The following is an 11,379-nucleotide window of genomic DNA, read 5'->3' as shown; positions in this document are numbered from 1 at the left end:
AACCCACAATATTCTAATGAATATTGTGGGTTTTTTTATCTAAAAGCGAAGCGATCTAAGAGATTCCCGCCTACGCGGGAACAAGTCTAAAAGCGAAGCGATCTAACATCCAACAGCGCAGCGGTCTAAGAGATTCCCGCCTACGCGGGAACGAGTCTAATAAACTGGTACAACCGTATATCCTTGTTTTCTCAATAAATTAATAACACCTTGTTCGCCAGGTAAATGCAACGCTCCAACACCAATAAATGTTGGTGCTTCTGCGGTAATTTTTTCGATGAGCGGAATCCAATTGCGATTGCGTTGATCGACTAAACTTTCTTGAAAATCTCCTTCCAATCCTTGTTCGGTAGTTACTTTTAGCAAACCTTCTAAATCTTCTGCGTTGTAATAACGCGTCATTTCTTCAAAGCCTTTTTTACTTTCTTCCATGCCTTCTTTCGCCATTTCTACCAACGTTTTCAATTGATCTTCATACGGAATATCATCAAAAACTTTCATTTGATCAGCAATTGTTTCCAGTCCAATTACTTCTTCATTTTGCGCTTTTGATACTTTCATAAATTCCATATCATAAGCTGTTCCATTATCACAAACCGCCATTTTAGCCGTAATTGTTGAGGTAATTGCCAATGGTTTCATTTTGTCGAATAGTTTCAAATCCATTCCGACTTGTTCTTTGAAAAAATCTGCTAATGTTTTATAATCGTCTTCATTGAGCAAGCCTTTAATGGTTTTTCCATCTTCCATAAAGATAAATTTCATCATATCCATTTGTAAATTAGGATTCGACATATCAATTTCTAAGACTAAGCGATCGGTTTCGTCAAATGCTTTTTTAAGTTTATCTGTAAACTCATAATCGCAGGTTAGGTGAATAGTTCCGTATAAATAGGAAGGTTTTTTGATGTCTTTCCCTGTAATTTTCCAAAGTAATGATTTCTCAAGTTTTGGACCTTTAGAAGTATTTACAATCGATTTACTAGAATTACAACTAATGAATACTGTAAGTACGCAGAGTATGAGTAATGAAAGTTTTTTATTCATGGGATACGTTTAACTATTTTCTACTTAGATTTTTTTGAAAGATACTAAAAATTATGCTGTGTAATTCTTGCACTTACAAAGGCCATTTTAGAATTTGTGTGGATTAAACTTTTAGTTTTTGAATTAAAAATTCGATATTTGCAGTTCATAAAAGCGCAAAGGATTGAGGTATTTGTTGAAGCTCCTCGCAGAGAGCGACTACCGAAAGCCTGACTTTTATATATGCAGAGACATCAGCATATATAAACGATGCGCCCAAATAAAAGATACTATGGGAATGAACAAAAATACAGTACTAGCTTGGGCAACCACGATAATGATATTGGTAGGAATTGGTTTAATAGCACTTGGTGCGTTTAGATATGACGACGTTGCAGGTTACGGATTTGGAGCAGTCGGAATCGGATTCTTTGCCATTGCATGGGTTTTTAATGCCTTAAAAGGTCGCGTATAATACAATGCTTAAAAAAATGAAAAGCTTCACTTGTTGAAGCTTTTTTTTATGCGTAAAAGTCAAATTTTCTACACGAAAAATCGTAGCTTTATGATTCTTATTTATAAAGGAGAAAATAGGGAGTTCAATTGTATTTATGGAGTTAGAAACACTCATCACGAAATTTCAACAAAAAGATGTGAAAGCATTTGAATCGTTATACGCTATGTATAATGATAGTATTTTTGGTGTGATCAATACGATTGTGAAAAATGAGGATATCGCTACCGAAATTCTGCAAGATGTGTTTATAAAAGCATGGAATAAATCCGTCGATTATAACACTAGAAAAGGACGTTTTTTTACTTGGTTACTCAATATTGCCCGAAATGCCGCGATTGATAAAACGCGTTCAAAATCTTTTAAGAACGCGCAACAAAACCTTGATGTTGATTTTTTCGTACATAGTATTGAAAACAATGATAGTTTAGACGAAAAAACAAACGCAATTGGTATAAAAAAATATGTGAGTCAGCTTGCCGAAAAATGCAAACAAATCATTGAGTATCTTTATTTTAAAGGGTATACACAAAAAGAAACTTCCGAAACCCTCGAAATTCCGTTAGGAACGATAAAAACAAGGAATAGAAACTGTATTAACGAACTCAGAAAAATGTTGAAAGTATAACAATGGATCCCAAAGAATACATAGCATCTGGAATTTTAGAGCTGTACGTAGCTGGCGCGCTTTCTGAAAAAGAAAACGCGGAAGTGCATGCAATGATGCTAAAGTATCCGGAAGTTACCCAAGAAGTCTTGGAAATTGAAGCTGCGATTTTAAATTTGACTGCAGCGACCAGTTCAAAAGATACTTCGGATGTATTTGAAGTTGTGAAAGAAAAATTACAACTGACAGATACTGACGAAACCAAGGTTATTCCATTGCAAAAACCACGTTCATTATTCCGTTATGCAGGTTGGGCTGCCGCTGTTATTTTAGGTTGTGGATTGATTTATTCCGTATTGAAAACAGGCGATTTGCAATCACAAATTGACATTGTGAAAACTGAAAAAGAAGCACTGAAAGAGCAAATTTATAAAGCAAATAGTGATTTAACTGCGGCAACTGAATTGTTAAGCGTTTTACGAACAAAAGATATCATTTCGGTGCCACTTGGTGGGCAAACAGTTTCGCCAACATCATACGCAAAAGTATATTGGGATAAGAAAGCGAATAATGTATACTTAGATTTACAAGGATTGCCAGATCCGCCAGAAGGGAAAGTTTATCAAATTTGGTCGTTAACACTCAATCCGTTAACACCAACAAGTTTGGGCGTGATCGAAGATTTTTCTGCTGATAAAGACAAAGTATTTGACTTGAAAAATACAAACGAATCCCAAGCGTTCGGAATTACACTTGAACCAACAGGCGGAAGCGAATCGCCAACCATGGAGCAATTGTATACACTTGGTGTTGTGGCTTCAAATCCTTAGAAAACCTTTTTAATATTATATTCAATGTCACCTCGAGCGCAGTCGAGAGGTTCTTAATATATAGACTTCATTGAGTCTCGACTGCGCTCGACTAGACATTAGTTATTTCCCACTAAAAGATTCCTCTAACAAACCCAAGGACAACTATTGTACAATGAAACACAATAATCGTTTCTACATTCGGTAAGTCTGTCACTTGCTCCGCGACCGCCAATTGTAGATTCCTTTACTTCCAGATGTGAGATTGCTTTTTTGTTTAATGTCAACGATTTAAAATTTTTCTTTTTCATGATTTTGTTTTTTTTGGTTAAACTATGCTTAGAATATAAAAAGAACAAATGGTAATTGTTTACGGTATCGCCGTAATTAACAATATTACTTGGTTTGAAAACAAAAAAAGACACTTCATCACAAAGTGCCTTTTCAATCAATAAAAACCAATCGTCTAACTAAAAAGTTAGGGTATAGTTTACCAAAACTATAATCGTTGTATTTTCTGTGTTAATAGTGGACCTACTTCAAAACTACTTTCGAGTAATTCTGCTTTGATGTCCGCAACGGAAGTTGTATTTCCGTTTGCTTTTAAAATTTCTGCGGCGTGATACATCGCAACAGGTTCAAAAGTTTTGTCTAGTACATGTTGCTCTATAATTTCTAATGCTTTCGCTGAATTTCCTTGTAAATGATACGTCCAGGCGAGTAAATCGTACGATTGTGGCGTTGGACGCAATTTGACTTCTTGTTGTGCAATTTCTAAGGCTTTTTCGGTATTGTTTAATTCTTCTGATAATATAGAAACCTCATAAGACGTATACATCACGCCATAATTCTTATCTTGAATAGCATTCATAAACGCTTGAATATTTTTTTCTTTTTCAGCATTTTCTCCCATGTATTCAGCAATCTCAGCTTTCAATAAATAATAATCAGGTGCTTTGTGTTGTGACATAATTGTATTTAGAATACGTAAGGCTTCTTCTGAATTTTTCTCGTGTGAAAAAACAATCCAAGCAATTCCTTTTTTCGCGTACGCATCATTTGGATCTAATTCTAATGCTTTTAAATAATGGTTGTATGCATCTTTAATTCTTCCGGCATGACCGTAAAAATCTGCTAGGTTTGTATACGACCATTGTTTTAAATAACGATTATTTGCATCTTCTGCTTTGAGTTTTGCTTTTTCCATCATTTTGATGGCAGCCAGTAATTTTCCTTCATGATCGTACCATTTTGACAATCGAATCAACGCGTCAAAACTATTGTCATTTTTAAAATGATTTAAGTAAAGTTCAGCTGCTGCAACATTTCCGAGTTCTAAATGTACATCGAATAACATTTTTTGTGTTGCGTCTAAATTTTCACCTAAAACTTCAGCTTTTTTTAGTAAAACTAATCCTTCTTGAAAGCGATGTTGTGAAATATAATTTCGAACTAAACTTCTGATATAATTCGCGTTTTGATAGTTTGTGCGTTCGTTTACAATTTCCAAATGGCTTGAAGCTTTAAGTAAGTGTGAAACTTCGCCAGTTGCTTTAAACAATTGCGAATGCGAACTTGCTATTTTTGCATGATACGGATATTGATTTGGAGTTTTTTCTAGTTTAGATGCCCAGAATTTTTTGATGTCAGACGCATCTATAAGTGTTTTATTTTCAGCAATTGCTAAATACGAGTTATATTCAGCGGAAGCTGTAACTTTTTGTGATGGAGTAGAAGTGCAACTGATTAAAAAGGCACAAGCTCCAAGGATTAAAAAAGTGATTTTAGTATTCATAGTGATTGTTTTTAGTGAAACTCAATTTTGAAAAGTCTGAAAGACGAATTCACGATTGTAAGTTGAACTAACTCCGTTGAAGAACGGAGTCTAATTAAATATTTAGATTCCTTTTAAGTTTAAAAAGAGAGCATTTAGAAGGTTATTAATTCAAATAATGTTCCCCCAAGTTTCTAAATGCTCTCACAGCAAATCGTGCCAGTTATTGGTAAATGGTATTACTTTACCAAGGTGAGGCTAAGTATGGAAATGAGGACAAAAAAGGCTTGTCGTTGGCGTCTACATGATCATCAGAGAGATTTGGGTTTTCTGTGAAATCTTCGCCACCAAAAATTAATAATAATTCAACCGTAATCACATCATCGGCTAAAGCGCGACCTGTCAAAACATTCGTGCCATCGAAAAAAGTTGTGGTTCCGTCAAGGGAAACATTCAACACATCGGTAGCTAATAATCCTGTAAAAGCAGCTGCGTCTTGTCCTAAAGCATTCTGATCTCCAGGATTTGCATACGCAGGACTCAATCCTGTTAAATTGGTTTGAAACATTGCTTGGAAAGCTGCATTTTGTTGCGAAGGAATTGTAATATTAAAAGCATCTTTATTTGCTTGAGAAACAAATACGGTATTTACGGCAGGTCTTCCCATTTGATCTTGTTGTGCAAACGTTCCTGAAAAATCAGGTTCGTTGTCAATTATAATTGTATTGTCGTCTGAAGAACAACTCGTTAGTGTGAAAACGCTCACGAGTATAATTCCTAAAATTGATTGTATAGTTTTCATTTTTTTCTGTTTAAATTGTGAATTTTTATTGATTAATTTTTGTTCAATTAGACGAATTAAATGTTTCGTAATCCGTTCTTTTTCTGAAGTATAGAAAAGGTTTTGCGTTAAAAATTTTCGAATCCTTGGAGAAAATTTAGTAAAATCTTTTCGGTTTTAGTTTTCCAACGAGAAAACTAAAAATACCTGCCAGAAAAATGCCTTTTCTTTTGTTTCGTTTTCTTTGGGCAAGCAAAGAAAATGAAATTTAAAAGCTGATAATGAACTGTATAATCGAGTTTTTGTTAAGATTTTAGATATATAATTATTGTTTCCCTTTTGCTTCTGCCCAAACATTGATCGTTCCTGAACCGCCAATTTGTGATTTTGGCACTTCAACTACGATTGATAGTACGTTTGAACCTGCAAACGTGTCTGTTCCAGGATCGTTAAAAGCAGTTGCATTTCCTGTGATGATTTCTCCGTATCGTGCGAAATCCATAAAAAATGGATCATCTCTTGGACCTGCGAAAAATTTCATTCCGTTTTCAGTTGCTGTAATGGCGTTACTTCCGTAGGCTGTAATATCAACTGACGAAGTTGTCGCTGAGGTTTCAATTACACTATTTAATCCTGTTGCGCTTGGCGCGATTGGACCGAAGAAATACATTTTTCCGTCTCTTGGAATTGCTTGAATCACTAAATCTTCTACATTATCTCCAGAAGTATCAATATTAATTTCGATTAATGTGTTTTCGTCAAACGAAGTGTTTGAAGTTGCTGTCGGACTCAATAATCCTTGTGTATTCACTACAAAAGCTATCGTATTTGTGTCTTCTCCTTGAAAGGCGTAGAAATCGGTAATATCAGTAGTTGCTCCTTGTATTGCTGGCGCATCAATGTGATCGGCAGCTATCAAAAAGAAACTTCCCACCAATACAATACTGATTCCTAAAATGGTTGTTACTCGTTTCATAATTTTAAAAGTTTTATTAGATTTTTATTGTTTGCTATTATATACGAGAACAATGTCAATACGGTTTTCTGAAAGTGTAAAAAAGATGAAAATAAGTTTAATAGTTTATTTGTTTATGGATTTAAAGTGTTAATTTTCAATTGATTAATTTATTTTAAAAATTTATTTTTTTCTTTATTTAATTTGATGAAACTTTAATTTTGAAGGAAGTTTAGCCCGAAACTTTGTTTTTTAAATTTTTTAATGATTCAATTTTTCAATCCACATTTATATGTGAGAATGCTAAGACAATTATGTATATTTGTTGCATAGCAATTAAATTAAAGAACAATTATGTCAGACGATAAGAAAGTTATCTTTTCCATGAATAAGGTTTCTAAAACCTATCAAAGTACAAACAAGCAAGTATTAAAAGATATTTACCTAAGTTTTTTCTACGGAGCCAAAATCGGGATTCTCGGTTTAAACGGTTCTGGTAAGTCTACTTTACTGAAAATTATTGCAGGTGTTGAAAAAAACTATCAAGGTGATGTTACCTTTTTACCAGGATATAAAGTTGGTTATTTAGAGCAAGAACCACAATTAGACGAAACAAAAACTGTGATGGAAGTTGTAAAAGAAGGTGTTGCTGAAACAGTAGCCATTCTTGATGAATACAATAAAATCAACGATATGTTCGGTTTGGAAGAAGTATATTCTGACGCCGATAAGATGGACAAGTTAATGGCGCAGCAAGCAGATTTACAAGATCAGATTGATGCTTCTAACGCTTGGGAATTAGACACCAAACTAGAAATTGCAATGGATGCCTTGCGTACGCCAGAGCCAGACAAGTTGATTGGTGTACTTTCTGGAGGAGAACGTCGTCGTGTTGCTTTATGTCGTTTGCTATTACAAGAACCAGAAATTTTATTATTGGATGAGCCTACCAACCACTTGGACGCAGAATCTGTACATTGGTTAGAACATCATTTAGCACAATACAAAGGAACAGTAATTGCGGTAACGCACGATAGATATTTCTTGGATAATGTTGCTGGTTGGATTTTAGAATTGGATAGAGGAGAAGGAATTCCTTGGAAAGGAAACTATTCTTCTTGGTTAGATCAGAAATCGAAACGTATGGCGCAAGAAAGCAAAACCGCTTCTAAACGTCAGAAAACATTAGAACGAGAATTGGATTGGGTTCGTCAAGGAGCAAAAGGTCGTCAAACAAAGCAAAAAGCACGTTTGAAGAATTATGACAAATTGATGAGTCAAGATCAAAAACAAATGGACGAGAAGTTGGAAATTTACATTCCAAATGGGCCACGTTTAGGAACCAATGTGATTGAAGCGAAAGGAGTTTCGAAAGCTTTTGGTGATAAATTATTGTATGAAGATTTAAACTTCAATTTACCACAAGCAGGAATTGTGGGTGTTATTGGTCCGAATGGAGCTGGAAAAACGACCATTTTTAAAATGATCATGGGCGAAGAAACACCTGACAAAGGAAGTTTCACGGTTGGAGACACGGCAAAAATAGCGTATGTAGATCAGGCGCATTCAAATATAAATCCTGATAAATCTATTTGGGCAAACTTCTCGGACGAGCAAGAATTGGTCATGATGGGCGGAAAGCAAGTAAATTCGAGAGCGTATTTAAGCCGATTCAATTTCGCGGGAAGCGAGCAAAATAAAAAGGTAAGCGCACTTTCTGGTGGAGAGCGTAACCGATTGCATTTAGCCATGACGCTAAAAGAAGAAGGAAACGTTTTATTACTCGATGAGCCAACAAACGACTTGGATGTAAACACATTGCGAGCATTGGAAGAAGGTTTAGAGAACTTTGCAGGTTGTGCTGTGGTAATTTCGCATGATAGATGGTTTTTAGATCGTATTTGTACACACATCTTAGCTTTTGAAGGTGATTCGCAAGTATATTTCTTTGAAGGAAGCTTCTCAGATTATGAAGAAAATAAAAAGAAACGTTTGGGTGGTGATTTAATGCCAAAACGTATTAAGTATAAGAAGTTGATTAGATAATTGATTTTATTTTTCATTCCTGCGAAGGCAGGAATCTATTTCTATAAGTATAAAAAAAAGCCTCGTGATTGCGAGGTTTTTTAGTTTATGACTTATGAATATTGACGAGAATTTATAATCCTACACCAGCACCATTATCTGACTCTGATCCTGATTCTGACCCAGATTTTGATTTTGATTCTGGTTCGGAGTGCGATCTAGGTCTATGTTCCGATTCAGCAGCAGCTTCATCTCTTGCAGAAATAAGTCTAGCATGTATTAAACTAACTGCTCTATACACCTCAGTTGTTTCTGGATGCCTTTTAGAATCTGTTGTTTTATTTTTTGTTGTTGCAAGATCTAAAATACCTTGAATATTATTACTTTTTAAAAACTGCTTCATAGCAGCGATACCGGAAGGTACTTTTCTTCCAATGAGCCCTTTTCCCAAACTTGACCACATAGTATCATTTAAGCGTTCTCGTAAATGATGAATAACAGCAGCGCTATCTAATGGATTTCTATCTAATCTATTTGTTCCTTGTAATGTAGCGCCAGTTACGGGAATAACTCTTGCTACTGGAGGAGCTAGTACTTGAATTTCTCCAGCATCAAACATTCCGACGGAATTCCCTGTTCCAACAACAACACGTAGTAACACTCCAATTTGATCGGCAGCATTCGCTGCAGTAGCACCATGACGATCACCACTTTCATGACTCGAACTTTTAGTCGCCATAAGTGCAATATCCCTTGAAGTGGTAAACGGAATAAAACGAGTTAAACTACTGTCGCTAGTAAATTCTGGAATATCATTTGTTGCTTGTCGTTTAGCAGGAGCTCTACCATGTAGAGCATCAGCATAGACGGCGTGACCTGAATCAACGCCTCTATATAAGACTAGATGTCCACTAAGCCAATTATTTATGTAAGGAACTATATGAGCATCAGCTGTAAATACATAGGTGTTGTTTTCTTTTTTGGCAAAAACAGATTTCCCTATATACAACCAACATTTGTGTCCAACTTTTGTAAAAGTAATCCAATTTTCTTGTTCATGATTTGCTGTGTAGTGTTTTGTCCCTACATTTAGACGATAGGTTTGCCTTTGTACTGTTTGTGTAATATTCGTTGTTACAGCATTAGTTTTTTCTTTTCGTTGCACAGTATTGGATGTTAAAGCTTTTGCGCCCATAACATCGGCTTCTTTTTCTAGGTCTGAATCATCATTTATCTGAATTCCAGCTTTCATTTGTAGTGTTGGTTTCACTCTTCCTTGCTTTTGTTGAACTACATGCCATGCTTCATGAGGAAGATGCTTTTCCTGCCCTGGACCAAGATGTATATTTGTACCTTGTGCATACGCTAATGCTTGTAGTTGCGCTGGTTTCGATGAGTTATAATGAACTTTTACATCATCCATAGTATGACCAGACAAATTTTCAATTCCAGATTTTAAATGATTTGGTAAACCTGTGTTATTTTTCTTTGTTTGAACAGGTAATTGTTGGTTATTAAAATAGTTGTCAGCAATTTTTTGAAACTGAATTGCAAAGGCATTATTGGGATGATTGTTCGTTTGGTCAAATAATTTTTGTTGTATAATAGCTTGTGGACGATTATCTTCAAATTGAAAAGTAGGATTTTCAATAATTGCTTTTTGCGAGTTAGCACTAGCCAATAAGTGACTTTTATTTTTTTTAGATTTGTCCGCAAATATGTTCATATACAAGCCTTTGAAAACTAAAGTTAAGATAAATATTATAATTCAGCAATGTGGTTTCCCGTAAATGATTAAGAATTATATCAATTCTCATAACCACCTTCTGCAAAAACACCCGTCAACCAATCATTTACCATACAATCTAAGATGATGTGAGCACGTGGTTGATCGCTATTATTTTTGACTTCATGATGAATATTGAAGTTGCAATACCAGCATTCGCCTTCTTGCATTACAACAGGTTCGTCATTCAATAAGATTTCTACTTTATCATTCGTGTACACAGGAATATGTAGTCGAACTTTTCCTTGCTCAAAACTATAGCCAGAATCGGTGTGTTTTTGTATCGCTGCGCCAGCATCCAAGGTGTGAATACGAAATGTTTCTACACGACATTTGAATGTTTCAAATATCGATAACATATAAGGACACTTTTTTAGCGCATCATTTGGATAAAATGTAGGGATTTCGTCAGGTGTGCCGATAGGGTAAATAAATTCCTTTAACCATAATGTCTCCAAAGCCACGGATGGATTGTAAACATCTCGATACTCAGTTTTTGAAAATTGAGCGAGTTCTTTTTTTATAGTATTTGCATCAAATGCGAAGGGTAGTTTTAGTGAATTCATGGTGTAATATACTATAAAATTATTTTATTTAATTATTTTGAAAAAACTTCACTGTCATTTGAAAACGCTTTGAATTCTAGTGGATTTCCACTAAAGTCAAAAACAAACATAGTGCGTTGTTCACCAATTTGTCCAGCGTAACGTGTTTGTGGTTTTATGATGAATTCGATGTTGTTCGCTTCAAAGATTTGCTGTAAGGTTTCAAACTGTGCAATGGTGAGCACACAGCCAAAATGCGGAATCGGAACATTCACGCCATCTACTTTTCCACAATAATCCAACGCAGGAAAGTTTTCACTCACATGTCCCGACAATTGATGTCCGTAAAAGTCGAAATCAATCCAGTTTTCGGTAGACCTACCTTCTTGACATCCTAATAGTTCAACATAAAATTTACGTGTCGATTCAATATCTTTTATCTTAAAAGCAAAGTGAAAAATATTCATGAAAGCTTAATTTAAAAAATGATTCCATAAAAATAGTTGAAACATTTATGGTATACAATCAAATTTAGATAATGTATTTTTATTTCGTTT

General features: G+C 35.0%; 12 protein-coding genes. 4 read left to right on the top strand and 8 right to left on the bottom strand.

The window, feature by feature from the left end:
* Positions 1–156: 156 nt before the first annotated feature.
* Positions 157–1,047, bottom strand: coding sequence for a TraB/GumN family protein (locus H2O64_RS07670; RefSeq protein WP_187561599.1), 891 nt, complete (start codon positions 1,045–1,047; stop codon positions 157–159).
* A gap of 271 nt (positions 1,048–1,318) precedes the next feature.
* Here H2O64_RS07670 and H2O64_RS07665 point away from each other — a divergent pair, with 271 nt between their 5' ends.
* The 3 genes from H2O64_RS07665 (at position 1,319) to H2O64_RS07655 (ending at position 2,977) form a co-directional block, all read left to right on the top strand.
* Positions 1,319–1,501, top strand: a complete 183-nt coding sequence (locus H2O64_RS07665) for a CAL67264 family membrane protein (RefSeq protein WP_187561598.1) — start codon at positions 1,319–1,321, stop codon at positions 1,499–1,501.
* Between the two features lie 136 nt (positions 1,502–1,637).
* Positions 1,638–2,168, top strand: a complete 531-nt coding sequence (locus tag H2O64_RS07660) for an RNA polymerase sigma factor (protein ID WP_187561597.1) — start codon at positions 1,638–1,640, stop codon at positions 2,166–2,168.
* A 2-nt stretch (positions 2,169–2,170) separates the two neighbouring features.
* A complete protein-coding gene (locus H2O64_RS07655; protein WP_187561596.1) occupies positions 2,171–2,977 on the top strand; it encodes an anti-sigma factor in 807 nt (268 codons plus the stop codon).
* A gap of 125 nt (positions 2,978–3,102) precedes the next feature.
* Here the strand turns inward: H2O64_RS07655 and H2O64_RS07650 are convergent, their stop codons facing one another.
* The 4 genes from H2O64_RS07650 to H2O64_RS07635 all read right to left on the bottom strand — a co-directional run bounded on the left by H2O64_RS07650 (position 3,103) and on the right by H2O64_RS07635 (position 6,487).
* On the bottom strand, positions 3,103–3,267 hold the full coding sequence (locus H2O64_RS07650) for a hypothetical protein (protein WP_187561595.1): 165 nt from the start codon (positions 3,265–3,267) through the stop codon (positions 3,103–3,105).
* Positions 3,268–3,455: 188 nt separating this feature from the next.
* Positions 3,456–4,751: a tetratricopeptide repeat protein gene (locus H2O64_RS07645; RefSeq protein WP_187561594.1), complete on the bottom strand. Its 1,296-nt coding sequence runs from the start codon at positions 4,749–4,751 to the stop codon at positions 3,456–3,458.
* A gap of 223 nt (positions 4,752–4,974) precedes the next feature.
* Positions 4,975–5,532, bottom strand: a complete 558-nt coding sequence (locus H2O64_RS07640; protein ID WP_187561593.1) for a DUF4331 family protein — start codon at positions 5,530–5,532, stop codon at positions 4,975–4,977.
* 304 nt (positions 5,533–5,836) lie between these two features.
* Positions 5,837–6,487 (bottom strand): DUF4331 family protein, encoded by a 651-nt coding sequence (locus H2O64_RS07635; RefSeq protein ID WP_187561592.1) that lies wholly within the window; start codon positions 6,485–6,487, stop codon positions 5,837–5,839.
* Positions 6,488–6,820: 333 nt separating this feature from the next.
* Here H2O64_RS07635 and ettA point away from each other — a divergent pair, with 333 nt between their 5' ends.
* Entirely contained in the window at positions 6,821–8,512 is a 1,692-nt protein-coding gene (gene ettA, locus H2O64_RS07630; RefSeq protein WP_187561591.1) for an energy-dependent translational throttle protein EttA, read from the top strand.
* 112 nt (positions 8,513–8,624) lie between these two features.
* On the opposite strand, the gene H2O64_RS07625 is transcribed toward ettA, so the two are convergent.
* The 3 genes from H2O64_RS07625 to H2O64_RS07615 form a co-directional block, all read right to left on the bottom strand.
* Positions 8,625–10,217, bottom strand: a complete 1,593-nt coding sequence (locus H2O64_RS07625; RefSeq protein WP_187561590.1) for an eCIS core domain-containing protein — start codon at positions 10,215–10,217, stop codon at positions 8,625–8,627.
* 80 nt (positions 10,218–10,297) lie between these two features.
* Positions 10,298–10,843: an aspartyl/asparaginyl beta-hydroxylase domain-containing protein gene (locus H2O64_RS07620; RefSeq protein ID WP_187561589.1), complete on the bottom strand. Its 546-nt coding sequence runs from the start codon at positions 10,841–10,843 to the stop codon at positions 10,298–10,300.
* 32 nt (positions 10,844–10,875) lie between these two features.
* Complete coding sequence (locus H2O64_RS07615; protein WP_187561588.1) at positions 10,876–11,289, bottom strand: VOC family protein; 414 nt, start codon at positions 11,287–11,289, stop codon at positions 10,876–10,878.
* Between the last annotated feature and the right edge of the window lie 90 nt (positions 11,290–11,379).

It is taken from the genome of Kordia aestuariivivens (genome assembly GCF_014397005.1).
GTDB lineage: Bacteria > Bacteroidota > Bacteroidia > Flavobacteriales > Flavobacteriaceae > Kordia > Kordia aestuariivivens.
The sequence above is the reverse complement of the archived record's forward strand: the minus strand, read 5'-3'. Positions and strand labels throughout refer to the sequence as shown.

What these genes read in the sequence shown, in the direction of transcription:
- H2O64_RS07670 (WP_187561599.1), bottom strand. Translation starts at nt 1,047, where the DNA reads ATGAATAAAAAACTTTCATTACTCATACTCTGCGTACTTACAGTATTC.
- H2O64_RS07665 (WP_187561598.1), top strand. Translation starts at nt 1,319, where the DNA reads ATGGGAATGAACAAAAATACAGTACTAGCTTGGGCAACCACGATAATG.
- H2O64_RS07660 (WP_187561597.1), top strand. Translation starts at nt 1,638, where the DNA reads ATGGAGTTAGAAACACTCATCACGAAATTTCAACAAAAAGATGTGAAA.
- H2O64_RS07655 (WP_187561596.1), top strand. Translation starts at nt 2,171, where the DNA reads ATGGATCCCAAAGAATACATAGCATCTGGAATTTTAGAGCTGTACGTA.
- H2O64_RS07650 (WP_187561595.1), bottom strand. Translation starts at nt 3,267, where the DNA reads ATGAAAAAGAAAAATTTTAAATCGTTGACATTAAACAAAAAAGCAATC.
- H2O64_RS07645 (WP_187561594.1), bottom strand. Translation starts at nt 4,751, where the DNA reads ATGAATACTAAAATCACTTTTTTAATCCTTGGAGCTTGTGCCTTTTTA.
- H2O64_RS07640 (WP_187561593.1), bottom strand. Translation starts at nt 5,532, where the DNA reads ATGAAAACTATACAATCAATTTTAGGAATTATACTCGTGAGCGTTTTC.
- H2O64_RS07635 (WP_187561592.1), bottom strand. Translation starts at nt 6,487, where the DNA reads ATGAAACGAGTAACAACCATTTTAGGAATCAGTATTGTATTGGTGGGA.
- ettA (WP_187561591.1), top strand. Translation starts at nt 6,821, where the DNA reads ATGTCAGACGATAAGAAAGTTATCTTTTCCATGAATAAGGTTTCTAAA.
- H2O64_RS07625 (WP_187561590.1), bottom strand. Translation starts at nt 10,217, where the DNA reads ATGAACATATTTGCGGACAAATCTAAAAAAAATAAAAGTCACTTATTG.
- H2O64_RS07620 (WP_187561589.1), bottom strand. Translation starts at nt 10,843, where the DNA reads ATGAATTCACTAAAACTACCCTTCGCATTTGATGCAAATACTATAAAA.
- H2O64_RS07615 (WP_187561588.1), bottom strand. Translation starts at nt 11,289, where the DNA reads ATGAATATTTTTCACTTTGCTTTTAAGATAAAAGATATTGAATCGACA.